This is a genomic window from Mucilaginibacter sp. BGA-UO-ETr-C110 (assembly GCF_059567985.1).
The window spans coordinates 1,181,219-1,208,030 of the sequence record NZ_JCAQPB010000002.1 but is presented as its reverse complement, the minus strand read 5'-3'; the positions used below and the strand labels follow the sequence as shown (position 1 = coordinate 1,208,030).

At 42.3% G+C, this 26,812-nt stretch carries 24 protein-coding genes and 1 other RNA gene; 16 read left to right on the top strand and 9 right to left on the bottom strand.

The features are described from left to right. Window positions 1-3: 3 nt before the first annotated feature. Window positions 4-1,206: a proline dehydrogenase family protein gene (locus AC57BQ_RS06320; protein WP_496405463.1), complete on the bottom strand. Its 1,203-nt coding sequence runs from the start codon at window positions 1,204-1,206 to the stop codon at window positions 4-6. Window positions 1,207-1,264: 58 nt separating this feature from the next. On the opposite strand from AC57BQ_RS06320, the gene AC57BQ_RS06315 reads away from it, so the two are divergent. From AC57BQ_RS06315 to AC57BQ_RS06275, 9 genes are all read left to right on the top strand, one after another. After that, on the top strand, window positions 1,265-1,471 hold the full coding sequence (locus AC57BQ_RS06315) for an RNA-binding S4 domain-containing protein (protein WP_496405462.1): 207 nt from the start codon (window positions 1,265-1,267) through the stop codon (window positions 1,469-1,471). Between the two features lie 2 nt (window positions 1,472-1,473). Next, on the top strand, window positions 1,474-2,532 hold the full coding sequence (aroB, locus tag AC57BQ_RS06310) for a 3-dehydroquinate synthase (protein ID WP_496405461.1): 1,059 nt from the start codon (window positions 1,474-1,476) through the stop codon (window positions 2,530-2,532). A gap of 1 nt (window position 2,533) precedes the next feature. Further along, the gene (locus AC57BQ_RS06305) at window positions 2,534-3,433 is read left to right on the top strand and encodes a sterol desaturase family protein (RefSeq protein ID WP_496405460.1); all 900 of its coding nucleotides are present in this window, start codon (window positions 2,534-2,536) and stop codon (window positions 3,431-3,433) included. A 235-nt stretch (window positions 3,434-3,668) separates the two neighbouring features. Then, complete coding sequence (locus tag AC57BQ_RS06300) at window positions 3,669-4,571, top strand: prephenate dehydratase (protein ID WP_370997784.1); 903 nt, start codon at window positions 3,669-3,671, stop codon at window positions 4,569-4,571. Between the two features lie 75 nt (window positions 4,572-4,646). Continuing rightward, entirely contained in the window at window positions 4,647-5,774 is a 1,128-nt protein-coding gene (locus AC57BQ_RS06295; RefSeq protein WP_090470406.1) for a chorismate mutase, read from the top strand. A 9-nt stretch (window positions 5,775-5,783) separates the two neighbouring features. Continuing rightward, on the top strand, window positions 5,784-7,076 hold the full coding sequence (gene aroA / locus AC57BQ_RS06290) for a 3-phosphoshikimate 1-carboxyvinyltransferase (protein WP_496409460.1): 1,293 nt from the start codon (window positions 5,784-5,786) through the stop codon (window positions 7,074-7,076). A gap of 168 nt (window positions 7,077-7,244) precedes the next feature. Continuing rightward, a complete protein-coding gene (gene aroC, locus AC57BQ_RS06285) occupies window positions 7,245-8,339 on the top strand; it encodes a chorismate synthase (RefSeq protein ID WP_496405459.1) in 1,095 nt (364 codons plus the stop codon). Window positions 8,340-8,453: 114 nt separating this feature from the next. Further along, on the top strand, window positions 8,454-9,686 hold the full coding sequence (locus tag AC57BQ_RS06280; protein ID WP_496405458.1) for an MFS transporter: 1,233 nt from the start codon (window positions 8,454-8,456) through the stop codon (window positions 9,684-9,686). A 7-nt stretch (window positions 9,687-9,693) separates the two neighbouring features. After that, the gene (locus AC57BQ_RS06275; protein WP_496405457.1) at window positions 9,694-10,320 is read left to right on the top strand and encodes an HAD family hydrolase; all 627 of its coding nucleotides are present in this window, start codon (window positions 9,694-9,696) and stop codon (window positions 10,318-10,320) included. Here AC57BQ_RS06275 and AC57BQ_RS06270 read toward each other — a convergent pair. Both AC57BQ_RS06270 and AC57BQ_RS06265 read right to left on the bottom strand, forming a co-directional pair. Continuing rightward, window positions 10,317-10,835: a DinB family protein gene (locus AC57BQ_RS06270; protein WP_496405456.1), complete on the bottom strand. Its 519-nt coding sequence runs from the start codon at window positions 10,833-10,835 to the stop codon at window positions 10,317-10,319. The genes AC57BQ_RS06275 and AC57BQ_RS06270 overlap by 4 nt on opposite strands. A gap of 555 nt (window positions 10,836-11,390) precedes the next feature. Next, on the bottom strand, window positions 11,391-12,905 hold the full coding sequence (locus tag AC57BQ_RS06265; protein ID WP_496405455.1) for an alpha/beta hydrolase-fold protein: 1,515 nt from the start codon (window positions 12,903-12,905) through the stop codon (window positions 11,391-11,393). 22 nt (window positions 12,906-12,927) lie between these two features. Between AC57BQ_RS06265 and AC57BQ_RS06260 the strand changes: the two genes are divergently transcribed. Together AC57BQ_RS06260 and AC57BQ_RS06255 are read left to right on the top strand one after the other, a co-directional pair. Beyond that, window positions 12,928-13,140: a hypothetical protein gene (locus AC57BQ_RS06260; protein ID WP_496405454.1), complete on the top strand. Its 213-nt coding sequence runs from the start codon at window positions 12,928-12,930 to the stop codon at window positions 13,138-13,140. A gap of 74 nt (window positions 13,141-13,214) precedes the next feature. After that, a complete protein-coding gene (locus AC57BQ_RS06255) occupies window positions 13,215-14,759 on the top strand; it encodes a L,D-transpeptidase family protein (protein WP_496405453.1) in 1,545 nt (514 codons plus the stop codon). Window positions 14,760-14,853: 94 nt separating this feature from the next. On the opposite strand, the gene AC57BQ_RS06250 is transcribed toward AC57BQ_RS06255, so the two are convergent. The 3 genes from AC57BQ_RS06250 to AC57BQ_RS06240 all read right to left on the bottom strand — a co-directional run bounded on the left by AC57BQ_RS06250 (window position 14,854) and on the right by AC57BQ_RS06240 (window position 19,215). Continuing rightward, window positions 14,854-15,639: a murein L,D-transpeptidase catalytic domain family protein gene (locus AC57BQ_RS06250; protein ID WP_496405452.1), complete on the bottom strand. Its 786-nt coding sequence runs from the start codon at window positions 15,637-15,639 to the stop codon at window positions 14,854-14,856. 387 nt (window positions 15,640-16,026) lie between these two features. Next, window positions 16,027-16,608, bottom strand: a complete 582-nt coding sequence (locus tag AC57BQ_RS06245; protein WP_496405451.1) for a nitroreductase family protein — start codon at window positions 16,606-16,608, stop codon at window positions 16,027-16,029. Window positions 16,609-16,782: 174 nt separating this feature from the next. After that, a complete protein-coding gene (locus AC57BQ_RS06240) occupies window positions 16,783-19,215 on the bottom strand; it encodes an alpha-ketoacid dehydrogenase subunit alpha/beta (RefSeq protein WP_496405450.1) in 2,433 nt (810 codons plus the stop codon). Window positions 19,216-19,348: 133 nt separating this feature from the next. Between AC57BQ_RS06240 and AC57BQ_RS06235 the strand changes: the two genes are divergently transcribed. Further along, entirely contained in the window at window positions 19,349-19,747 is a 399-nt protein-coding gene (locus AC57BQ_RS06235) for a DUF1573 domain-containing protein (RefSeq protein ID WP_076370587.1), read from the top strand. A gap of 137 nt (window positions 19,748-19,884) precedes the next feature. Continuing rightward, entirely contained in the window at window positions 19,885-21,111 is a 1,227-nt protein-coding gene (locus AC57BQ_RS06230) for a pyridoxal phosphate-dependent aminotransferase (protein WP_496405449.1), read from the top strand. 97 nt (window positions 21,112-21,208) lie between these two features. Here the strand turns inward: AC57BQ_RS06230 and AC57BQ_RS06225 are convergent, their stop codons facing one another. Then, a complete protein-coding gene (locus tag AC57BQ_RS06225; RefSeq protein ID WP_496405448.1) occupies window positions 21,209-21,643 on the bottom strand; it encodes a carboxymuconolactone decarboxylase family protein in 435 nt (144 codons plus the stop codon). Between the two features lie 87 nt (window positions 21,644-21,730). After that, the gene (gene pdxR, locus AC57BQ_RS06220; RefSeq protein ID WP_496405447.1) at window positions 21,731-23,194 is read right to left on the bottom strand and encodes a MocR-like pyridoxine biosynthesis transcription factor PdxR; all 1,464 of its coding nucleotides are present in this window, start codon (window positions 23,192-23,194) and stop codon (window positions 21,731-21,733) included. Between the two features lie 77 nt (window positions 23,195-23,271). On the opposite strand from pdxR, the gene AC57BQ_RS06215 reads away from it, so the two are divergent. From AC57BQ_RS06215 to AC57BQ_RS06205, 3 genes are all read left to right on the top strand, one after another. Further along, window positions 23,272-23,913 (top strand): FMN-dependent NADH-azoreductase, encoded by a 642-nt coding sequence (locus AC57BQ_RS06215; protein ID WP_496405446.1) that lies wholly within the window; start codon window positions 23,272-23,274, stop codon window positions 23,911-23,913. Between the two features lies 1 nt (window position 23,914). After that, on the top strand, window positions 23,915-24,829 hold the full coding sequence (locus tag AC57BQ_RS06210; RefSeq protein ID WP_496405445.1) for a DMT family transporter: 915 nt from the start codon (window positions 23,915-23,917) through the stop codon (window positions 24,827-24,829). A 574-nt stretch (window positions 24,830-25,403) separates the two neighbouring features. Then, window positions 25,404-26,297 (top strand): glycoside hydrolase family 16 protein, encoded by an 894-nt coding sequence (locus AC57BQ_RS06205; protein WP_496405444.1) that lies wholly within the window; start codon window positions 25,404-25,406, stop codon window positions 26,295-26,297. An 80-nt stretch (window positions 26,298-26,377) separates the two neighbouring features. Here the strand turns inward: AC57BQ_RS06205 and ssrA are convergent. Beyond that, window positions 26,378-26,746: a transfer-messenger RNA gene (ssrA, locus tag AC57BQ_RS06200) on the bottom strand. Window positions 26,747-26,812 lie beyond the last annotated feature (66 nt).

Here is a 26,812-nt window from a genome sequence, read left to right as displayed (position 1 = left end):
TGGTTACTGTTTCCGTCTTTTCCGTTCTTTCACAATTAAACTCAGCTCGCGGCTCATTTGGCCGGCTATAGCTGTGTTTTCCTGCGCACGCCTGAATAAGTAGGGCAATACAGCCTTTATTGGGCCGTAGGGAACGTATTTAGCTACATTGTACTGGGCATCTGCCAGGTTAAAGCTCAGGTTATCGCTCATCCCTAATAGTTGCGAAAAATACACGTGAGGGTGTTTATGATCAATTCCTTTGGTATCTAAAAGCTCGGCCAGTAAACGGCAGCTTTCTTCATTGTGGGTACCTGCAATAAAAGCAATTTTATCGATATGGGTGGTACAGTAATCCAATGCAGAATCATAATCCAGATCGGTAGCTTTTTTATCCAGTTGTATTGGTGACGGGTAACCATTTTCTGCTGCACGTCTGCGTTCTTTTTCCATATAGGCGCCGCGAACAATTTTGGCTCCCAAAATAAATCCTTCACTAAGTGCAATTTCATGGTCGTTTAATATAGACGCCAGCTTATCATGCCTGTACATTTGATAGGTATTATAAACTATTGCCGCTTTAGTATTAAAGCGGCTCATCATGGTCAGGGCCAAAAGATCAATGGTTTCCTGTATCCAGCTTTCCTCTGCATCAATCATCACGGGTACGTTATTGGCATGGGCTTTATCGCATATGGCCAGTACACGATTCTGTACCCTTTGCCATTCCTTTTCTTCCTCTGCGTTAAGGGCCAATTTAGCATCCAATTTTTCCAGCAACGCAAACCGGCCAACACCTGTTACCTTAAAAACAGTAAGCGGTACAGCCTTGTCCGAAGTTGCACGTTCTATGGTACGGATGATCTCATCACGGGTACTGTCAAAAACAGCTTCGTCATCCTCCCCTTCTATGGAATAATCCAATATGGTGCCTACTCCACCACTATTCAAATTCTTAATGGTATTATTACACTCAGTAATGGTTTCGCCACCACAAAAGTGTTTAAATATGGTTGCCTTGATCAGGCTTTTGATAGGTAATCCTATTTTAATAGCAAAGTTGGTTACCGGAGGCCCTATCTTTACTAAAAAGTTAACATTGATTATCCTGAATAACCAGTAAGCCCGGTTAAGATCAGCATTGGATGAGTGACGGAAAGCGATTTCTGTATTTTCAAAAGAGGGCTTAACCTGTTGAGTTTTATTGTTCGTTTGGTTAGAAAGCATCTGCAAAATTATAAAATGATATCTCAATATTCCATGAATAGTTTATTTTTGCCGCTCCATGACAGAATTTAAATTAATAGGCGACCATATTCCGATGATACAACTGCTAAAAGCTGCCCACCTGGTATCAACAGGCGGAGAAGCGCAAATAGTTGTAAGTGAAGGAGAAGTGAAATATAATGGAGAGGTTGACTATCGAAAACGCCTTAAAGTTAAACGCGGAGACATCGTTGAATTCAGGGGAAATAAAATCTTGGTAATATGATAATGGATACCATTCAAAGCGACAACTACCCTATATATTTTAATAACAGCGTTGACGAACTGGTTAACTTTGTAAAAAAAGGAGCTTATTCTAAATTCTTTATTTTAACTGACGAAAATACCGGCGTTCATTGCTTGCCGCTTGTAAAAAGTAAGTTAGATGAGCTTGGTGACTACGACCTTATCGAGATAAATGCCGGCGAGGAGAGCAAGGACATCGATTTTTGCATAGGCGTATGGAAAATGCTGATAGATTTTGGTGCCGACCGCAAAAGCTTAATGATAAACCTCGGCGGTGGCGTTGTGACCGATTTGGGGGGCTTTGTCGCCTCAACCTTCAAAAGAGGAATTGATTTTGTGCATGTACCTACTACCCTGCTATCACAGGTAGATGCCTCAGTTGGCGGCAAAACTGGTATTGATATTGATAGTATCAAAAACATCATAGGTACCTTTACCCAGCCCAAAGCTGTATTTATTGAATACGATTTTTTAAAAAGCCTCCCTCCACGACAAATACTTTCGGGTCTTGCAGAAATGCTTAAACATGGCCTGATAGCCGATGCCGCTTATTGGAATGAACTTAAAACAAGCGATCTAAAAAACCCTGCAATTCAACTGGTTTATCGTTCTGTAGAAATAAAAAATGTAATCACCATTGAAGATCCTACAGAAAAAGGCATCAGGAAAGCTTTAAATTTTGGTCATACCATTGGTCATGCAGTTGAAACCAATTCTTTGATCAACGATAAAGACCCACTATCACATGGCGAAGCTATAGCTATCGGCATGATCTGCGAATCATATCTTGCACACAAAAAAACAGGGTTGAGTGTTGATGAACTAAGCGAGATCACCAAAGTATTCAGCGACCTTTATCCAAGATATACAATCAAAGAGAATGACTTTGAAACCCTGTTTGCTATCATGCAAAAGGACAAAAAGAACCAGGATAATAAAATAAATTGCACTTTGCTTACCAAAATTGGGCAGTGCAATATTGATAATATCTGTACAGAAGCCGAACTTCGTGAAAGTTTAATGTATTACATTCATTTGTAAGATGTCTGAGTTAGATCCCCGGAATAGGGCCGCATTGGTACTGATGGCTTTGCTGGTTATATTAACCCTGGTTGAAATGGGTTTAAGTTACTGGGAAAACCGTAAGTATTATGAAAAACGCGATACTTTTGTCAATATCTACCTTACCTCAATTGCGGTAGTTACCAACCTTTTAGTTAAGACCAGTACTTTTTTCATGCTGAGTTTTGCCTATCAGTTCAGGGTTTTTCAAATACACAACGTTTTTCTGTATTGGTTTGTACTGGTTGTGGTACAGGATTTTTTGTACTGGGTGCTACATTATACCGGGCATTATTGCAGGTTTTTTTGGGCAATGCATGTAACACACCACTCCTCAGAGCATTTTAATTTAACCACAGGTTTCCGGTCAACAGTTTTTGAACCATTTTACCGTACTTTTTTTTATTTACCCCTCGCGTTGATGGGATTTAATGCGATTGATATTTTATATGCCTATCTCATTACTCAGCTTTACGGGAATATAGTACATACACAATATAAAGTAGCGCTCCCTAAATGGTACGGATGGCTTTTTGTAACACCGGCACATCATCGGGTGCATCATGCTTCGAACATTCCTTATCTGGATAAAAACATGGGTATGATGCTTATCCTATGGGACAGGCTGTTCGGAACTTTCAGAGACGAAGATCTGTCTGAACCGGTTAAATACGGGCTTACTAAACAACCAGAAGATATGGGTCCGGTGAATATTATTTTTCATGAATGGAAAGCCTTGTTGCATGATGTTAAACAGGCCCCTGGTTTCAGGAACAAATTAGGATACCTGTTAAACCCACCGGGATGGAGCCACGATGGCAGCACGCAAACAGCCCGTGTGCTGCAACGGGAATACGAAAAACAAGCTTTAGGCAAATAAAATTCTGTTCAGCTTGTTTATTTTACAAAAAATAAAATTTCCTATTGACAAAAACATTTTTTACCGTACATTTACAACGTAATAAAAAACAAATGAAATTTACAAGCGCATACTATTTCGGTTACTACTTTTACTTTAACAGTGAGAGCCGGGACTAATATGTACTTAACACACACATAAAGAACTTAAAAAGTCCCGGCACAAAATGCCGGGACTTTTTGCTTTAATAGGGGTTATGAAGATAGAAAGACCAAGAGTTGCAATCCAGGGAATACGTGCTTCTTTTCACGAGGAAGCTGCTTTACGGTACTTTGGTGAAAACACGCAAACCATTGAATGCAATACATTTAAGCAAACTTTTGAAACCCTAAAAAACAGGGAGGCAGATTACGTGGTGATGGCTATTGAAAACAGTATTGCCGGAAGTATCTTGCCTAATTATACCTTATTGCTTGATTATGGTTTTCCGGTAGTGGGCGAAATTTATCTGCCTATTCAATTACACTTAATGGCATTACCTGGTGTAAAGTTCGAGGATATCAAATATGTAACCTCCCATCCTATCGCTTTACGCCAGTGTGTTGATTTTTTTGATGAATACCCTCATCTTAAAATTGTGGAAAGTAATGATACGGCAGCTTGCGCCAAACGCATCAGAGAGGAACAATTAACCGACACGGTTGCCATTGCAAACTCGCTGGCTGCTAAACTTTATGGATTGGATGTACTGGAACGCCGGATAGAGTCAAACAAAAAGAACTTTACCCGTTTCCTGATCCTTACCCACCACGATAACGTGGAAAAGAAGAATTCTAATAAAGCTTCGCTTTGCTTTCAAGTAAGTAACAAAGTGGGCGCATTGGCCAAAGTGCTTAATATTTTTGCCGAAGAGGGTGTGAATATGAGCAAAATACAATCTATGCCTATCCTTGGTAAACGCAATGAATATAACTTTTACGTAGATATTGAATGGGACGAGCCAAAACAATACGACGTATCCATAAGACAGATACTTAAATACACGCATAACTTTAACATCCTTGGTGAATATGAAAGACATGACGATGAATTAACAACTCCCAAACCTCAAAAAAATGATCGGATACGGAAGTATATCAATATCCGCAGAAATATATAAGACCTGTAATTAATAATTGAAGATTTAAACAAAATATAAAAACACACCGGTAAATGCCGGACAAATAACAAAACAATGAAACTGAATTTAAACATACAGCCGCTTCACACCTGGATCAAAACCGGAAAAGAACCATTGGTAATAGCAGGCCCCTGCAGTGCAGAAACTGAAGATCAATTAGTAGCTACAGCTCATTTATTAGCGCAAACCGGCCGCATCTCTGCATTACGTGCAGGTATCTGGAAACCACGTACCCGTCCGGGTGAATTTGAAGGTATTGGCAGCATAGGCCTGGAATGGCTTAAACGCGCAAAAGAAGAAACCGGATTACCTACAGCTGTGGAAGTGGCAACTGCTAAACACGTAGAAGAAGCGTTAAAAGCAGGTGTTGACATTTTATGGGTAGGCGCGCGTTCAACCGTTAACCCTTTTACTGTACAGGAAATTGCTGATGCCTTACGTGGTGTTGACGTACCGGTAATGGTTAAAAACCCGGTAAACCCTGATCTTTCTTTATGGATAGGTGCTTTGGAGCGTATCAACAACGCGGGCATCACCAAACTGGCTGCTATTCACCGTGGGTTTTCATCTTACGAAAAGTCAGCTTTCCGTAATGAGCCAATGTGGGATATCGCCATCAACTTAAAAACACTGGCTCCTGAGCTGCCTATTATTAACGACCCAAGCCACATTTCAGGCAACCGTGATCTGATCGGTTACATCTCACAAAAAGCGCTTGATTTGGATATGCAAGGCTTAATGATCGAATCACATATCGACCCAAGCGTAGCGTGGACAGATGCTAAACAACAAGTTACTCCTGCTGCCTTAGCTGATATTATTGATCACCTGGCTTTACGTAAACCGGAGATCCGCAATGCAGAATTAAGCGACAAGCTTGCTGAGCTGCGTAACCAAATCGATAAAATTGACGACCTGGTTATTCAGAAAATTGCAGAACGTATGCAAATTGCCGAGAAGATAGGTAACTACAAAAAAGACAACAACATTACCATTTTACAAGTAGGTCGTTGGGATGAGATCGTTCAGAAACGTACCAATTATGCAAAAGCGTTAAAGTTAGGTTCTGAATTTACCGAGAAGTTATTAGAGCTTTTACACAGCGAGTCGATCCGCAGGCAAACCGAGATCATGAACACCAATGAAGCCGGACAAGCAGCAGAAAAACTTACCCACGTATAATATCATATACTGATGCAAAACGTCATCCTGAAAAAAAGTAATAAGCAAATAAACGGCACGGTACATCTTACCGGATCAAAAAGCGAGTGCAACCGTGCATTGGTTATAGAGGCTCTGAGCAATGGTAAAGTGAAGGTAGAGAACGTATCAGACGCCGCCGACGCAGTATTGCTGGCCGGTATATTACGGTCGGCAGTGGGCAGTGAGCAGTTAGCTACTGCCCATGATCCATCGACTATAGACCATGGACCACAAACTGTTGACATCGGCCCTGCCGGTACTGCCATGCGTTTTTTAACCGCTTATTTTGCCATACAGGATAATGAAGTAATATTAACCGGCAGCCAAAGGATGAAGGAAAGACCGATAGGCATATTGGTCGACGCGCTGAGAGAGTTAGGTGCCCATATTGATTATGAAGAAAAAGAGGGTTATCCCCCTATAAAACTAAAAGGCAGTTTCGGGCAGCTAACTAGTAAGATCAGTATTAAAGGTAACATCAGCAGTCAGTACATTACTGCCTTGTTGCTCATCGCTGCACGGCTGCCTTTTGGTTTGGAGCTCCATATTGAAGGTGAGTTAACCTCTCGCCCATATGTAGAAATGACGCTTGCCATGCTGGAAACAGCAGGTATTCAACATCAATGGAAAGATAACGTTATTGCCATAACCAATCAGGAGTTTACTACCACTTCATTACATGTTGAACCAGACTGGAGCGCGGCATCATACTGGTACGCCATAGCGGCACTGGCAGATCAGGCGGAATTATTTTTAACCGGACTAACACCGTACAGCTTACAAGGCGACAGTGTGATCACCGAGATCATGGCTAATTTTGGTATCACTTCGCAATTCAAAGATGGCGGTGTTCAGCTAACCAAGGAGCATAAACCGTTTAGTCATAAAGTATTCGATCTGAAGGAATGTCCCGACCTGGCACAAACTATTATTGTGGTGTGTGCCGCCTTAGGTCATGAAGCAGCATTCACGGGTCTGGAAACTTTAAAAATAAAGGAAACCGACCGTATCTTAGCTTTGCAAACCGAACTGGCCAAAATGGGCGTAAAACTGATTGAGAACAACGAAGTATATCAATTGGATTGCAGCGAAAAGTTTATTCCTGAGCGCATGTTTATCAATACCTATCATGATCATCGTATGGCTATGGCATTTGCACCGCTTGCCCTGATCATTCCACAATTGGAGTTTGAGAACGGACCAGTAGTTGATAAATCATACCCTGCATTCTGGACCGACCTGGCCAAACTTGGCTTTAAGGTACAGGAAGTAGAAGGATAAGGTTAAATAACTACTAAGCGTCATTGCGAGCGATAGCGTGGCAATCCCCGACATACAGAGCAGCTTTGCTAATTGGGGATTGCTTCGTACCTCGCAATGACGATTTAAATAAATAGATTTGCGATGAACCGTCTCAAATCTCATATCTAACATCACATATCTAATACCATGGCAGGCAATTCATTCGGGCAAATATTCAGGATAACCACCTTTGGCGAATCGCATGGCGAAGCTATCGGGGTAATTATTGATGGATGCCCCGCGCAATTACCGGTCGACCTGGACTACATTCAGGGCGAACTGGATAAACGCAAACCCGGTCAGTCAAAAATAACCACACAACGTAAAGAAAGTGACACTGTAAAGATCCTTTCAGGTGTATTTGAAGGTAAAACCACAGGGACACCTATAGCAATGCTGATCCCAAATGAAGATCAGCGCTCCAAAGATTATAGTCATAATGTGGACGTATTCCGCCCCTCCCATGCCGACTATACTTACCAAACCAAATATGGTATTCGAGATCATCGTGGTGGTGGTCGCTCATCCGCCCGCGAAACCGCCGCACGCGTTGCTGCAGGGGCCTTAGCCAAGCTTTTACTAAAAAGCCAGGGTATTGAGATAGCGGCCCACGTAAGCAGCGTGGGAACCATCAACGCGCCTAATGTAAGTATCGACAGTGTACAGGAGTTTATTGACGAACGCGAAAAAAACATCGTACGCTGTGCCGATCCGGCCACCGCCGAGGAAATGATCGCTTTTATTGACAGTGTACGTAAAGATGGAGATACCGTTGGCGGCAAGATCAGCTGCCATATAAAAAACTGCCCTGTAGGCCTTGGAGACCCGGTTTTTGATAAGCTTCATGCCGATCTGGGTAAAGCCATGCTGAGCATTAACGCGGTTCATGGTTTTGAATTCGGCTCAGGCTTTGCCGGCAGCGAAATGCGCGGATCGGAACATAACGACATCTTTGTAAAATCACATTTAGGCGATATCAGCACCATTACCAACTTCTCTGGTGGTATACAAGGCGGTATCAGCAACGGAATGCCTATCGAGTTTAAAGTTGCTTTTAAACCGGTGGCCACCATTATGAAAAACCAGGCGACTATTGACAGTGAAGGCAATGCCGCCGAAATATCGGGCAAAGGCCGTCATGATCCTTGTGTGGTACCGCGCGCCGTCCCTATTGTTGAAGCTATGGCCGCACTGGTTTTGGCTGATCACTGGCTCAGGAACCGGAACTCTATTTTAAGCTGAAAATTCAAGGCATAAAGCCTAAAGCCACTTAAATAGTTCAAAAAGCCCGAAGCCGACAAAAAGCTTTGGGCTTTTCGCTTTAAGCTTTCTGCTTATAATTACCTTTGTAAACCTATGTTAACCTCTGTCATCCAATTATACAAACAAGCTTATAGCGGACTATCTAAAAACAGCTGGTACCTGAGCATAGTAATGTTCATCAACCGGAGCGGAACTATGGTGGTGCCGTTTATGAGCATTTATACCATTCAGCAGCTGCATTTTACCATCGTACAATCGGGTTGGGTAATGGCATTTTTTGGTATAGGAGCCATATCAGGCGCGTTTATAGGTGGCAGGCTAACCGATAAGATCGGCTTTTATGATATCCAGGTAGGCGCCTTGCTTATTGGTGGTATATTATTCCTGGTATTAGGCTATCAGCGTACTTTTTTAAGCGTAAGCATCGGTACTTTTATACTCAGTATCTGTAACGAGTCATTTCGCCCGGCAAACTCCACAGCTATTGCTCATTACAGTAACGATGAGAACAAAACCCGCTCCTACTCACTTAACCGGCTGGCAACCAACCTTGGTTGGGCCTTTGGCGGTGGATTGGGCGGTTTCCTGGCTTCATTCAACTACCATTTGCTTTTTTGGGTGGATGGCTGCACTAATATTTTTGCCGCGCTTTTACTATTGAAACTGATGCCTCGCGCAACGATCCGGAAAACGGTTAAAGATCTGGCAGATAAAGCCATAGCATCCACGTCAGCTTATAAAGACGGCATTTACCTGGTATTTATCTTATTGTGTACTTTGTTCGCCACCTGCTTTTTTCAGTTCTTTATTATGCAGCCGGTGTTTTATAAGATCCAATGGCATTTTAATGAGCGTTTTATAGGCTTTCTGCTGGCTTTAAATGGCATACTCATCGTACTGATCGAGATGGTATTGATCCATAAATTGGAGGGCAAAAGAAACCCGCTTACCTATATCAGTGCAGGTATTATTATAGCTGGTACCAGCTTTGCCTTGTTAAATTTATTGCCTCATGCCGCATGGGTGGCCATTTTGGTAGTTGTGATGATCACCCTGGGCGAGATCATGAGTATGCCTTTTATGAATGCCTACTGGATAAACCGTACTACCAACAACAACCGTGGCGAATATGCCGCTTTGTACAGTATGTCATGGTCGGCGGCGCAGATCATTGCCCCTGCGGTTGGCAGCCAGATCATCGCTCATGGCGGTTTTACGATGCTTTGGTGGGTATTAGGTTCGGTATGCCTGCTCTCCTCAACTGGCTTTTTTGTACTAAAAAGGTTAACTCCCCATAATAAACCGACAATAATCATAGTTGATTAATTTATAAATGAAAAAAGCCATTATACTAGATTTGGATAATACTATATATCCGGTAAGTTCCATCGCCGAATACCTATTTACCAAAGTGTACGGTTTTTTAGATAGCCTGGCTAATGAATTAACTGTTGATCAAATAAATCTGGCCAAAGAAGAAATGAAAAGAAAGCCATATCAACAGGTGGCAGATAAGTATAACTTCAGTGAAACGGCCAAATTGAAGGGACTTGAATTACTCAGAAACCTGGAACATGATTTGCCAATGCAGCCATATGTCGATTACAAATTTATTAGCGATACAAAAACGGATAAATTTCTGGTTACTACAGGGTTTACTAAACTACAATGGAGTAAGATCCGGCTTTTGGGCATAGGAAATGATTTTAAAGCTATATACATAGTTGATCCGGAAATTTCATCTGAAACAAAAAAAGAAGTTTTCCTCCTGATCATGGATACTTATGGGTACCAGCCCGAAGACTTGTTGATTGTCGGCGATGATCCCGAATCAGAAATAAAAGCTGCTACAACCTTAGGTATTGATACATTTTTATTTGATCCGGAAAACAGATATCCCAATGCAACTGTGACCCATGTTTCAAACAGCCTTAAAGATGCAGTCGCTATATTTTCTTAAACCTTGCTATTTTTCAGCACTTTAACCGTGACCAAAAGCTGTCCCAGATGCCGCATGGTATGTTCCGCGGTATGTATATACAAACCCATTACGGTTGACGGCAATTGAGCCCGGCCTACCCCGCGAAACTCTTTCAAGGTTTGCTCATCAGTTGTAATCAATTGACTAATAGCTTTATCAACCTCATGATCAAACTGTTCTACCAGATCAATTACAGTTATATTTTCGGACACCTTCCCTTCAGCCGAGAGGTAATCCAATTGCTCTACCGTAAGCGCTTCTCCCCTGGCATATGTAAAAAGCCTGTTTAGTACCCCTGTTAAGTGCTGCAGGTGAAAACCCGGGGATGCCATGCCTGCCACCTTTTGCCACAATAAGCTATCCGGGAAATCAGCCATCAGTTCATGCAGTTCTTCCCGGGCCTGGAGCAGGGCCTGGGCTATAGGCTGGAGCAGTTCGGGCACCTCATCCAAAGACCCGCGGAGCCAAACTTCGGTTTTGTTTTTTGCTGTCATCGTTTTCAGAAAATTGGTTCGGTTTTAAGCCCCCAAAAACTTTTTAAACCTTTAATTTTAACAATTTTTTAGTCAAAACAGGATAAAAAAGCGTGATTATTGCCCATTTTAACAAAGTTTTAACGCCATTTTAACACTTTTTAACAAATTTTTGATGGGTTTTGAAAGGTTTAAAAAGTATTAAATAACTGACATTCAAATAACTATATAAAAAACGGTCGATTTTTGCTCCCTTTTTCCCTTAACTAAACAGCCCGGTTTTCTCTTGAAAAAGAAAACCGGGCTGTTGATATATACAAATATACACATTTAGGTTGGGAGTCTCAAGTTCTGAGTCACGGATTTTAAGGAGGTCAACCCAAGACTTAGAGGTATTCGGAGGGAATAAAAAGGTTGTCATTTCGAACGAGGTACGAGGAGAAATCTTCTGCGATTTGCAACCGAAACCTTGCATCAAGCAGAAGATTTCTCCTCACCCCACCACTTTGTCCATCGCTGTTTGTCGAAATGACAAGCTTTTTTTGATAGATGGGTATTTTTTCTCCCGGCAGTCAGTTATTTCGCATCCCCATAACGCAGCTCCATGGGTATGATGCCACCGTTGCCGTTTTCAGGGGCGTAGAGGATATCCAGCGATGGTTTGCCTTGCTTCTCCAGGTATTCAACCCTGATGGTGTAAAACCCTTTTTGTAAGGGCAGCAGGTACGATTTAATACCTGCCGTTTGCTGGGTAAGTATCAATTCGTTATTGATGTACATCTTAGATTCACAGTCGCCGCGTAGCCCAAAAATGTAATAGCCGGTTTGCGTTATTTCCAATTGCCCGTTAAACACACACGCGAAGTTTTGCTGTTTGGGCAGTTTGTTGAGGTCGAAGTTTTTACCCGCCCAGCCTTTTTTAAGCGGCTTTAGGTTTTTAAAGTTGGGCAGGGTGTTCCAGTTACCTTCATAGTAAGCATAGTTCCAACCGCCGGGGCTAAAATTTTTGATTTGCGGGCCGGCGGGCAGGGTATTACCTATACTAAAATTAGCGCTCGCTTGCTGCTCGTACCCCGGGCGATAGGTAAGCTCTTTCAAATTCAATTGTGTAGTGTTATGGAGCATCAATTCATTACCCTCCATCCTGGGCGATGCCATAGTAGGCGCACTGCCATCGGTAGTATAATGCAGCTCTTTCACAAAATCACCCTGAAAACGCATTTTAAAAGGCTTATCCTTTAGTAATACGCCACCCATGGGATAAAAATTTAAATCCTGCTTATTGTATCCGTGATAGGTTAGCTTTAAACCATCATATACCGTACGGAAGATCATACTGTTATGTGTTTCGTCATTATACAACATCAGTTTATAATGAAAACCGGCAGGAGCCGCCTTTTTTATTATTATCGAATCCATGGCGTTTATCCGCTGTTCTTTGGCCGGCTCTCCATCGCGCCCGGTAATTAATAAAGTGGTATTGTTTAAGTCGATCTTACCTATGCTATCCCTTACCAGTTTGGGCAGATAATCCTTGTCCCACCAAAAGCTTGGGTCGGCCAGCAGGTACGATTGAAAAAGCCGGGGCTCCTTCATCAGCGCATACATACCAAACACACCGCCATACGAGCCGCCGTGATAAGTATTCATGCCGGTAGTGTGGTATTTTTTGTTAATGTAAGGCATCAGCTCGGTTTTGATAAAGGCAAGGTAGCGGGCAGCTCCGCCAGTTTGCGGGTCACCGTCTGCGCGGGTAGGCGTAAGATCGCGCCCGCGCATATTTTGGCCCTGCAGCATGGTATTGGGCAGGCTCACTACAATATTAGCCGGTATAAACTGGATCTCTAAAAACTGCTCGATGCTGCTTACTATCTGTGTATTCCATTCTCCATCGGTGATATAGGTAACATCGTATTTGGTAGCGGAGGTATCACTGTAACCATCCGGCAGTACAATCTCAATCGCCCGCTTTTCTTTGAGTACATTGGAGTAAATAGTATCGCGGATAATATTTAACGGTTTCAATTGCGCCAAAGCGCTGCTTGTTAAACAAACCAACAAGACAGAGAACAGGATAACAGTTTTTTTCATATAGATATATTAAGGGACAGCTATGAAGGTAGCCATAATTGAGACTACGCCCAGTCACCAAACGTTACAGCTAAAAGATCATTTAGCTTACTCCGTATCGCAGGAACTTTCCCTCTTTACCGTATCTTTGTATGGAAATATAGAAATGGTGGCTCCAGATGGTACACCTTATGGTTTATACACCAATAAGCATACGCCAGGGTTCTGCCGTTTTGATATAAAACAGCGGTTTTAAAAAATTAATCGTTGTCATTTTGCTTTGTGGTATGGCTATTGCTGTCACAAGAATAATTAACTACAACTTTTATCATGATTTTTGCCTTCTCAAAAAAGACCTCTGTTTACCTGCTGATATTGGGTCTTTTTGTATCCCTGTTTGCTTTTCAAAGCTGCAAGAAAAAGCACTCAGCCATAGCCGATCAACTTTTTAAAGTAACCCAAAATAAAGTATACGAGGATGTTGACCCCGATACATTGGCTGCGGCGTTGAAAAAAGAGATCGAAAGTCAGAAATCAAAAATCGCGAACGAGCCTGTGATCGAAGCCTTTATAAAGGGGAATGATTATCAGCCCGTTTTAGTGATGAACCATTTTTTTAACGGTGACCTGGATATACTGCCCGATTATTTTGACAAGATCACCGAACACGGATTGAGCAAAAAGCCCTACCATATTACAGCCATCAGAGCCCTTGTAGCCAAATTTCATGACAAAAATGGCATCCTGACAACTGATGAAGCCTACCATGAACTTGCCAGGCTTGAATTGCTTACCGCAAGTTCGCTGATCAAATATTCCAATGCCATGCAATATGGGGTGGTGAATCCCCGGAAAATATTTTCCCGGTATTTTACCGCAACCAAACGACCGGATAGCATCAGCATGAAAAATGTACTGCTGGTAAAAGATTTAAAAACTTACCTCGACAGCATACAACCGGCCGATCCTCAGTATAAGATCCTGCAAAAGGCTTTCCTGAATGGCACTGTGATAGACGGCCTCTCTGCAGAGGAATCCAAACGGTATTTTCTGGTGAACATGGAACGCTTGCGCTGGAAAAACAAGCCTACGGAACAAAAATACGTGATCGTGAACATCCCCGATTTTAAACTGGATGTGATGGAAGGCGGCAAATCGGTTTTAAACATGAAGGTTTGCGTGGGCCAGGGTCGTAACATGGATGCCCACGCCAGCCTGATCTCCTATGTCGACAGTGACCGGTATGACAAACCTTTCCCGCGTGAAACACCGCAGCTGAGCAGCGTGATCCATAGCGTTGAGGTAAACCCAACCTGGAACATCCCGCGAAGTATAGCCACCAAAGAGATCATCATCGAGGCTGCCGAAGACCCCTACTACTTATCAAACAAGAACATAGACGTTTATAAGGATGGGATAAAAATTGAAGATCCGGAGTCGATAGATTGGTCGACCGTGACCGCGGATAACCTGCAATATGATTTTAAGCAACGCCCGGGCGAGGATAATTCGTTAGGGAAAATAAAATTCCTGTTCAAAAACAGGAGCAGCGTGTATCTGCATGATACCCCTGCAAAATCGGCCTTCAGAAAAGCGATGCGTGCGGTGAGCCATGGTTGTGTACGCCTGGGCGACCCTCAGGGGCTTGCTAAGAACCTTTTTGGTGAGGGCGAGGACTACGATACCATTGCCAAAGATATGAGCGAGGATAACCCCGAACCCACCAATATCGGCCTGCCTAAAAAAACACCTATATACATTACCTACGTTACCTGCTGGACAGATGATGCCGGTGTATTACAACACCGCCAGGATGTGTACGGGCTAGATATTGTACTGTATGATCATTTAAAACCACTGATGAACGTTAATTAGTATCAAGTAGTTAGTATCAAGTATCACGACAGATGCATCTTTTATAGCATTCGGAAAAATCTTGATACTTGATACTAACTACTTGATACCAAATCTATAGTCTGGCTAAATCAAAAGTGGTTGAATCTGCCGATATAAAATTCAGCGGACCGCTTTCGTCAAGATATTTGGAGCTGTAGTTGTCGTCGCTACCATTGATAAACAATACTGTTTTACCTTTGATGGTATTGATCACCTTATCAATAACCCTGGGCGATACTGCCGGGCAGCCAAAACTGCGACCTACGTACCCTTTATGGTTAATAGCGGACTGACTTACATAGTTGGCTCCGTGAATCACAATATCGCGCATACGGGCGTTGCTGTTAAACCCTTCATCAAGGCCATCTAAATGTAAAGAACGGCCATGTTTGCCCATGTAAACATTATCAGTAAGGTAAAAGCCCAGACTGCTTTGATGCGAATCGTTCCTGTCGGAAAAACTGGTCGCCATTTCATCGCCACTCCCCTGTCCGTGGGCCACCCAGGTATTGAGTAACAATTGCTTGCTAAACAAATCAATGATCCACATACGTTTTTCACGGCTCGATTTTGTAAAATCGACCACAGTTAATACAGAACTGCTTTGTGGTAATAGATGATTGAGCTTTAAATTGGTATAACCTGTAACCGCTTTTTCAAATACATCAAATGCCAAACCGGTTTGCTGTAAGCTGGCCGTTTGGTATAAACTATTTACATACTGATTAAATAGTTCCTTTGCATTTAGAGTTGAATTTACTTTTCTGTCTGATTTGTTCGCACCTTCGGATCTCCAGCTGATAATTGTTGTAGCTAAAAATAGAACCGAGAATGTGACACACCATAAGTGTTTCCTCATACTTGTGTTGAGTTTAATTTTAAACAATAATTTAAATTAGCAACAGGTTAAGTCGGTAACTGACCGGATTAGGAACCGGCCAATTACAAATGTATAATTTTTTACTTAAGTCAAAATCATTTTAGGATATTTTTTTACTAAAATGAAAATAAATTTAAGATAAAGCAATTAAGCCTCAATTTATACGGAGAAAAACGGTAAAAGGTTAGAGATATTGTTGCGAAGGGGAAAATAAGTGATTAGATAAGGGAGAATTGAAAATACCCAACACTGAATTTTGAATGATGGATAATGAAGTCAAGGATGTCATGCTGAGCCTGTCGAAGCATGGTGGGCAGGCTTCTGCGCGCGCCCTTCGACAGACTCAGGGTGACACCCAATATGGCTTTATTTAACCCAGTTGATCTTTTCCTCAAGCGGAGTGTTTCTTCGGCCTTCGGGATATTGATCGGCGTAGCCCAGGTACAGTACGCCAAGTACGTTATCCTCTTCGCGCAGTTGTAAAAATTCCTTCATGCCTGGTTTTAAAATAGCGCCGCCAGTGCTCCAGAAGGAGGCTGCGTTAAGGGCCGTAGCACCAAGCAATATGTTTTGGATGGCGCTTGATACGGCCGCGATCTCTTCAAAGGGAGGTATTTTAGGCAGATCGCCACGTTTCATGGTTACGATGATCACGTGTGAAACCTTATCGCCCTGGTGTTGCAGATTACTATAGGTAAGCTCGTTAAAACTTTCAGCATCAACGCCTTGTTTGTATATTTCGGCATGTTCCCGGCAAAAATCGGCAGGGTTTTCGTATACGATAAAGCGCCATGGCTCGGTATAACCATGCGTTGGCGCCCAGTCGGCCAATTCCAATAAAGCAGCTACCTCCTCATTGGGTATTTTTTGTCCGTTCATGGCAGCCGGCTTTACAGAACGGCGTGTTTTAATGATGTTTGATATAGTGGTAAATGTTGTTGAATTCATGATTTGTATGTATAGAATGGCCGCAAACTTAAAGATTTAAGCGCAGAATTGAATGGAGGTGATGAAAAAAGCGTCATTGCGAGCGCAGCGTGGCAATCCCCTACTTACAGAGCGGCTCTGCTTATCGGGGATTGCTTCGTACCTCGCAATGACGCGCGGAGTATAATCCACTAATTAAAAAATCGCTGGGTATTTAGCGGGATTAGCTTCGTTCATCATGGCATAAACCGCTTCGATCACATCATCAACAGATGGTTTGCTGAAATAATCGCCATCGGAGCCATAAGGCGGACGATGTTCTTTAGCCGTTAACGTCCTAGGCTGTGCATCAAGGGAGTAGTAACCGTTTTCGGTTTCCACTATCTTTTGAACAATATAGGCTGAAGCAGCTCCCGGCACATCTTCGTCGATTACCAATAATTTGCTGGTCTTTTTTAAAGAAGTACCACAAACATTGTCGATATCAAAAGGATACAGTGTTTGCGGGTCTATAATTTCGATATGGATACCCATTTTGTCAAGCTCAACCGCAGCTTCCTGCACGATACGCAGGGTTGACCCGTAGGAAACAACGGTGATGTCTCCCCCCTCTTTCAATATCTCAGCCTTACCCAGCGGAACGGTGAATTCGCCTACGTTTTCAGGAAGTTTTTCTTTTAAACGATAACCATTCAAACTTTCGATCACAATAGCAGGCTCATCCCCTCTTAGCAGCGTGTTATACAAACCCGCAGCCTGGGTCATGTTGCGGGGTACGCAAAGATGAAAACCACGCATCGAGTTCACGATCAATCCCATTGGTGAACCTGAGTGCCAGATCCCTTCGAGCCTGTGGCCACGTGTACGGATGATCAGCGGTGCTTTTTGGCCGCCTTTGGTACGATAGCTTAAGCTGGCTATATCGTCGCACAAAACGGTCATGGCGTATATGAGGTAATCCAGGTATTGGATCTCGGCAATTGGGCGTAAACCACGCATAGCCAAGCCCATACCCTGCCCTATAATGGTAGTTTCACGGATGCCGGTATCGGTAATGCGCAGATCGCCGTATTTGCTTTGCAAACCGGCAAATCCCTGGTTAACATCACCAATAGCGCCTACGTCTTCACCAAAAGCCACAATGCTTTTATCCCGGTCGAAATTGGCGTCGAAACAGGCATTCAAGATCTCACGACCATCTAATAGGCGTGCATCTTCACTATATATAACAGGCACAACAGGCACATTTAAAGGAGATTGTGGAGTTCCTGAAAATAATTTAGAGTTAAAGCGCTCGTTATTTTTGATAGTCTCGGCACTTAGCCAGTTTAACAATACTTGTCTTTCGGCTACCGTTTCATGTACAGTAAGCCGTAAGGCTTTACGCACAGAACCCACAGTGTCTTTACGTCCGGCATCATAGCTTGAACGCAATGCCGAAGCGATCTCAGCCAGCTCTTCCTGAGCGGCTACATTATAAGCCAGATTATCAATTAAACGGGCAGTTTCTTCCAGCTCGTTTTTGATGATATCACCTAGTTCGGCGGCGGCTTCGCGCTGGCATTCCCGCACATATTTTTTGGCTTCGGTTTCGAGTTCGTCCAACTCAGCTTCGTTAGCAATAGCCGAAGATATCATCCACTCGCGCATTTTCAGGAGGCAATCGTGCTCCTCTTCCCAGGTGAGGCGATCTTTTGATTTATAACGCTCATGTGAGCCCGAGGTAGAGTGGCCTTGCGGCTGTGTCATCTCTACCACGTGAATCAATACGGGCACATGCTGCTCGCGGCATATGGTAATGGCACGTTCGTAAGTTTCGCAAAGGGCGATATAATCCCAACCCCTTACTTTAAATATCTCATAGCCGTTGGAGCCGTTTTCGCGCTGAAAGCCTTTCAGTATTTCAGAAATATCTTCTTTGGTAGTTTGCAGTTTAGCCGGAACGGAGATAGCATAAGCATCGTCCCAAACCGAAATGGCCATGGGTACCTGTAGTACGCCTGCCGCGTTAAAGGTTTCAAAAAACAAGCCTTCGGATGTGGAGCCATTGCCTATGGTTCCAAAGGCAACCTCGTTACCGCCCACAGAAAACTGTTTCAGGTATTCCAGCTCTTTATTCTGACGATATAATTTTGAAGCGTAAGCCAAACCCAGCAAACGGGGCATATGGCCGCCGGTTGTTGAAATGTCTGATGAGCAGTTCATGGTTTCGGCCTGGTTAACCCAGCTGCCATCGGCGTTAACAAAACGTGTGGCATAGTGACAATTCATTTGCCTGCCGCCAGATGCGGGATCTTTTTCAATATCGGGGTTGGCATAAAGCTGGGCAAAAAACTCTTTGAGATTGCTCATGCCGGTAGCGAACATAAAAGTTTGATCGCGGTAATATCCGGCGCGCCAGTCGCCCGCGCGGAAAGCTTTGGCCATGGCTAACTGGGCAACTTCCTTACCATCACCAAAAATGCCAAACTTAGCTTTACCCGTTAAAACTTCTCTCCTGCCTATTAAACTTGCCTGGCGACTTTCGTAACCAATACGATAATCGTCAATCACAATTTTCTTGAAATCATCAAAACTCAGTTCTGCAGTATTAAATTTACTGGTTGCACGTAAGGTAGATTCGGGCATATATAATTTCGTTTAGACGGTAAAATTATAAAATTCTATTCTGTATTTTGCATACTGACAATAAAACATGGAGTTTAACTAATAGTTTTTAATTTGGGTTAAACCTTATATATTTGTATTAATCAAACAACATATGAAACAGATACTAATGATTTGCGCAGTAGTTTTAGGTTTTGCCTTTACTGCATCGGCACAGGATAGCCAAAAAGCTGAGTTTAAATTCAATGAAGAAAAACACGACTTTGGCAAAATACCTCAGGGTACTCCTGTAACCACCGTTTTTGAATTTACCAACGTTGGTAAAGAGCCTCTTATTTTGACAGAAGTAAGACCAACTTGCGGTTGTACAATTGCCGATTACACCAAAACTCCTGTAAAAGGTGGTGAAAAAGGTACCATCAAGATCACTTACAATGCTGCTGCTGCTGCACCTTTCAACAAAACCATTGTTGTAAAATCAAATGCAGTTACGCCAGAAAAGTATCTGAACATTATTGGTGAGGTTGTGGCCAAACCAGCGTCGAGCAAATAAGCAAAGCAAGTTGCCGACAATGCCCCTTGCTGAACAAGGGGATCAAAAAAATATTAAAAAAAAGACCCTTTTCGAGGGTCTTTTTTCGTTTAAGGAAGTATGCAACAACAATACTTTCTTTTTTATTAATTTTGCACATGCCAAAAATATCTCATAAAGGGCAGCGAATGCCCGCATCGCCTATACGTAAGCTAACACCTTATGCTGATAAAGCTAAGCTGGATGGTAAAAAAGTTTACCACCTGAACATTGGCCAGCCCGATATTGAAACTCCCGAAGGCATGTTGAATGCCATTAAAAATATTGATTTTAAGGTTTGGGCCTATACCCCATCTGAAGGTACACTCACCTACCGAAAAAAGCTTACAGAGTATTATAACAAGCTGGGTTACAATATTACGCCCGACAATATCATTGTAACTACCGGTGGTTCCGAAGCCATTACCATATCCATGATGGCCTGTCTTGATCCCGGTGATGAGGTGATTATCCCGGAGCCTTTTTATGCCAATTACAACGGCTTTGCCAGCCAGAGCGATATTGTGGTAAAACCAATACTTTCTTTTATTGATAACGGTTTTGCTCTGCCCCCTATCAGTGAGTTTGAAAAACTGATAACCGATAAAACCAAGGCTATCATCATCTGTAATCCCAACAATCCTACGGGTTATTTATATTCCAAAGAGGAGCTGGATGCGTTGAAAGAACTGGCCCTGAAATATGATCTGTACCTATTTTCGGACGAAGCATACCGTGAATTTTGTTATGACGGCCGCACTTTTATTTCGCCCATGCACCTGGATGGACTGGACGAAAATGTGATTGTGATGGATACCGTAAGCAAACGTTACAGTGCCTGTGGCGCCCGTTTGGGTTGTTTGATCACTAAAAACAAAGCGGTTTTAAGCGCTGGTTTAAAATTTGCCCAGGCCCGCCTGAGTGCTGGTATGGTTGAACAAATTGCAGGTACTGCAGCTGTTGATACCCCAGACAGCTATTTTGAAGCCGTAAATAAAGAATATACCAGTCGCCGGGATACGCTGGTGAGTGCATTGAACAAAATAGATGGCGTTTATTGCCCTAATCCGGGTGGCGCTTTTTACGTGGTAGCCAAATTACCCATTGATAATGCCGACAAATTTTGTCAATGGATGCTGGAAACTTTTAGCTATAATAACCAAACGGTTATGATGGCCCCCGCGACCGGTTTTTACAGCAGCCCCGGAGCCGGATATAACGAGGTTCGCATGGCTTACGTGTTAAAAAATGAAGACCTGCAAAACGCGATGATCTGTCTGGAAGAAGCCCTGAAAGTTTACCCTGGCCGCGTGGTGAACAGTGAACAACTTGCCGAAAGCAGATAAAAGATATATACACAAAACAAGAAAACCCGGCCTAATAACCGGGTTTTCTTGTTTTAACTGAAAAGACGACCTTCACAATCAATCTATAATATCAGCCTTATGCTGGTATCAGGTTGGTGGTAATGCCGATTCTGTTCCATACATTAATGGTAATAATGGCTAAGATCACTTGTGCCAGATAAGTTTCATCAAGTACTTTGGCTGCCTGCGCATAGGTTTCATCCTTTACATGATTGCTGATCAAAGTAACTTCTTCAGTCAGGGCCAATATTGCCCGTTCTTCTTCTGAAAAAAACGGAGTATCGCGCCAGGCGTTCAGGGCATAGATACGCTGTTCTGTTTCGCCGGCTTTACGAGCGTCTAAAGTGTGCATGTTGATACAAAAAGCACATCCGTTTATTTGTGAAGATCTGATTTTAATCAGGTCTTTATGCGTTCTTGTAAGCGATGTGCTTTCAATGAATTTTTCCAGCCCAAGTACGGCTTTATATCCTTCGGGCGCTATTTTGTCAATTTTAATTCTTGTTTGCATTTCTTTAAGATTTATTTGATACAAAATTAGCCCAATAACATGGATGTTAAATATGCCAGTTACCAGATAAAGGGTAGCCCAGCGAACCTATTGAACTATCTTTTTCAGGATCCCCAGCGCTTCTGTCATTTCCTTTTCATTTAATGAAGCAAAGCCCATTCTCAGCGCATTGGTAACAAAGGATTCATTTTTATAAAAACTTCCATTGCCAATGTAAAGCCCTTTTTTTGAGGCATCTTCCGCCATTTTTATTAAATCGATCTTTTTATCAAAGCTTGTCCAAACCCCAAGTCCCCCTTCCGGGATCCTGAATTCTATCACGTCATTAAAGTCGGATTTGAGTATATCACAGAACAAATTCCTGCGTTGCTTGTAAATTTTTAAGGATTTCCTAAAATGCCTTTCCATCTCCCCGTCATCAAACAACACTGCGAATGCCTCTTCTAACAAGGTATCACCCTGTTTATCTATCAACTGCCGTAATGAAGACGCGGCTCCTACAAATGCCGAAGGTCCTGTCATAAACCCGATCCGCAAAGCCGGGGCAAAAGTTTTGGAGATGGAGCCTATATAAATTACATTATGATTATGGTCGATACTTGCCAGTGGCAGATACGGCTTATTATCATAATGGAAATCAAAATCATAATCATCCTCAATGATCGCGAAACGGTATTCTTGAGCGAGGTTTAATAGCTTTAACCTGCGCTCCATACTCATAGTTACGGTTGTAGGAAAGTGGTGGTGAGGTATAATATATACCGCCTTTATTTTCTTATGCTGTAAAGTTTCCTCCAGATAATCTACATCCATTCCATTTTCATCAACCGGGACCCGCAACAGGTTTGCACCTGAATGCCTGAAAGTATCATCTGCTGAAGTGTAATTTGAAATTCCAACCGCTATATGATCCCCTGCATCGAGCAACAGCTGCGCGGCTAAATAGATGCCCATCTGGCTGCCCTTTGTAATGAGTATATTTTCAGCAGCGACTACTAAACCCCTGCTATGGGAAAGATAATTGCAAATAGAAAGACGAAGATGTTCTGATCCCATAGAAGTACCGTATTTCAGAAAGTTTCTGCCATGAAATCTCCTGGAAAGACTTCGATACTCGCGCATAAGCACATCAACCGGAGCTAAACGCACATCAGGGAAGCCATCATCAATAGCAAGAACTGTTTTTTGAAGATCATCGCTCGGAGCCGCCTTTTCAAAATTGTTTGTCCATACAAAAGCCTCTTTCGGGCTATTGCTTTTGCCTGCCTCAGGCAATATTGTTTTGGAGCGGATAGGTAATTTGGAGAGTACAAATACACCTTTACGTTCTATCGACTCTGCCCAACCCTGGCTAACGAGTTCTTCATAAGCCAGCTTTACCGTGTTTCTATTAATACCAATCAACTCTGCCAGTACCCTTGAACTTGGCAATATGTCGGCGGGCTGTAGTGTACCATTCGTGATCAAGGCTATGAAGCTATTGCACACCTGGATATGTAACGCTACAGAGGCATTTCGTTCAACCTGAATCAATGATTTATAAGGCAACATCTGGGCTGTAGTTTTTATAAAAATTGGTATACAAATATAATCCAATGCCCCCATACTTTTGTATAAAAATTATCGAAATGAAAAAAGTATTAGTCATCAATTCAAGCGCAAGATCGCTTAAATCCCAAAGCAGAAAATTGACAGAAGTATTTATAGATCACTGGAAAAGTATCCACAATGATGCCGTTATCAATACCCGGGAATTAGGAAATACCAATGTGCCACACATCAACGAAGATTGGATCGCCGCCGCTTTCACACCAGAAGCAACAAGGTCTGCAGCGCAAATGGAGACCTTAAAATTAAGTGATGCTTACATTGCCGAACTACACGAAGCTGATGTTATTGTGCTTGGTTCTCCCATGTACAACTGGTCGATTCCCAGTGCGCTCAAAGCCTATATCGATCAAATTGTGAGAGTCAACGAAACTTTTACGTTTAACCGGGCCGATGTGCAGAACCCATACACCGGGCTGCTTGAAAATAAAATGCTATTCCTTTTACTTTCAAGAGGTGAACCGGGATATGAAAAAGGAGATTATAACGAACATATGGATTTCCAGAGCACCTATTTAAAAACCGTATTTAATATTATAGGTTTCAGCAACATTCATGTGATTACTGTTAGCGGACTATCATACGGTCCGGAGAAACTTAAAAAATCTATAGATACATCGCACCAGGATATAAGAGACCTGATAGAGAGGGAACTGGTGTAACATGAAAAACAATGTACTCAAAGGGAGCATCTTTATCGCGCTGGGAGCATCCAGCTACGGGATGCTGGCAACCTTTGTAAAAATGGCTTATCAAGAAGGATTCAGTACCGCCGAAGTAACTCTTTCGCAGTATTGTATTGGATTTGCAGGATTGTTTATTTTAACCTTGTTCCGTAAACGCGGGACTGTACCAGCAACAAAAACATCAGGTATTAAAGGCCTGTTTAAGCTAATAATAGCGGGAACATCTTTGGGGCTAACCAGTGTTTTTTACTACTTCTCGGTTCAGTACGTCCCGGTAAGTGTTGCCATTGTGTTGTTAATGCAAACGGTGTGGATGGGCGTTATCCTGGAAATGATCCTACATAAAAAACCACCCGGATTACGCAAGATCGCATCTGTTTTTATCATTTTAGCCGGGACGGTATTGGCTACCAATTTATATAAACAATCTGTTACTATTAACTGGACTGGTTTTGGCTGGGGACTCCTCGCCGCGCTTTGTTATACAGCAACCATGTATTCATCGCACAACGTTGAACTTCATTCTCCTCCCTTAAAAAGAAGCCTTTACATGATCCTGGGCGGATTGATTATTATTGCGATTATTTTCCATTCATCTCTAAATCAACACTTTTCATACGGAATATTTCTGCGCTGGGGTCCTATCCTTTCCTTGTTTGGAACCATCCTTCCGCCACTATTATTTACGAGAGGAATGCCGCTTACAGGTATGGGACTGGGAGCTATCATCGCCTCTATAGAAATACCCGTTTCTGTATTAATGGCAAACCTGCTGCTAAAAGAACCCGTGAGCTTGCTGCAATGGCTGGGCGTTATACTTATCCTGCTTGCAGTAGTGTTGATGAACATTGGATCAAATATAAAACAGCAAAACCCGGCTATGCTGATGTAAAAAATTAAACTTTTTTAAATATTGGCTTGTGAAACGCAATGACCTCTACCAAAGAATAAAAATTGTTAGATGGAGGGATTACCATGCTACTTATTAAAGTATATAATAATATGGTTTGACTTAAAAAGTAAAATTTATTGAAGAAAATATTGGTAAAAATGAATAATCTACTGCACTTGTAAATAAAGTTTCAATTTATAATACATATGACTCATATTTTTTATACCAGGCAGTAGGTTTTTAAGCGACGATAACTTTACAACATATTGTTATGTCGAAAGCACGAAACTATCTATATAATTTTTAACAATTTAATTTACAAACTATGAAAAACGTGTTTTTGGTACTCCTTGCAGCTGTAATGCCTACAGCTTGTAAAAAAGAAAGTTCAACCGTACAATCAGCAAACTGATTTATCTGGTAAAGCCAAGCTCTCTGCAGTTTGGATTTTTTTTGGCCTATAATTAATTGTAACATTCTTGTTGCAATTAATTATTCCATCAAATTATGTGAAAATACCATGTAAGTAAAATCATTGTAATCCATCAAATTATCAAATTATATGAAAAACACCATGAAAGCAAAATCATTTCTAATTCTACCAGCCCTTTTGTTCCTGTCTATCTGTGGATGCTCGAGACAGGTGGATGTGCCCTTACAAAAAAAACAACCTACAGACACCAAAAAGAAAGCATATGATCTGGAGGATTCGTCATTGGTTAGTCAGGGATACACCAAAATATTTGAAGATACTTTTTCTTCAGATCTTTCTCGTTGGAATGCCTGGGAAGGCGGGGCCTATAATAACGAGTTACAACTTTACCGGCATGAAAATCTCAGCCTGGAAAACGGCAGTCTGGTTATTACTCCGGTTAAGGAACAGGTAACCGGTAAAGCCCTTCCAGAAAGCTCCACAACAAAGACTTTTAGTTACACCTCAGGCCGGATAGAATCTAAATTTACTTATACGCCCTCTGATCAAACGTCGAAGATCAGGATTAGCGCGCGGATCCAATTACCCCATGGTGCAGGTATGTGGCCGGCTTTCTGGAGTTATGGTGCTAAGTGGCCCACAGAAGGTGAAATAGATATCCTGGAGGCCCTGGGTGATCAATATAAATATACAACTGATTATTTCTATGGAACCAAGATTGGCGTTGTAGATTCAAATGATGAATTGACAGTCAAAACTATAACTTCTCCAACAGATCTAACAAACGATTATCATGTTTATGAGGTGATCTGGACCAGGAACTCGCTTACTTTTCTTCTTGACGGTCAGGTTGTTGATGAGAAATTGTCAAGTTCTCCTGGCGGTGAGTTTATTCCCGCCTTCTATGGTAAGCTCCACCATATTGCCTTAAATCTGGCTGTTGGCGGTGATATCTTTGGAAAAGATTTTGATAACGCTACTATCCAAACCTCACCCATGTATGTGGATTGGGTAAGAGTTTATACCGCGGAATAGATTTTAAAGAAGCCGTCTTATTCATAAAAAAACGCTATAAATGTTCAATTTATAGCGTTTTTACTCACTTCGACCTGTCTTAGTGGAGCCGGAGGGATTCGAACCCTCGTCCAAACATGGTATAAGGTAAGCTTTCTACATGCTTAGCTTCTGTTTAATTGTAGGGAAGGGGAAGGTCAGTCGCTTACCTGTACCGTCTTCCTTAGGTGCTTTATCTCGCCTGCTATGCACACCATTAAGCTGGCCAGTTCCGTTTTTCGATGCCCCGATTGCCGATTCAACAGAACGGAAAACCGGCGGGACAAAAGCTAGTTAATTCTAAATTAAGCAGCTAAGGCGTAGTTATTTTCGCCATTTGTAAGTTTGAGCGTTCAGATTTAAGCGCTAATTCACCCAACGCGCTGCATGCTTACTTACTTATCTCCATCCTGTCAATTCCGGTCGACCCCATTTTTATTTGAGTTGCATTAGCCGGTGGGCAGTTTGCAGTTAAGGGTACAAATATACGGAAAATA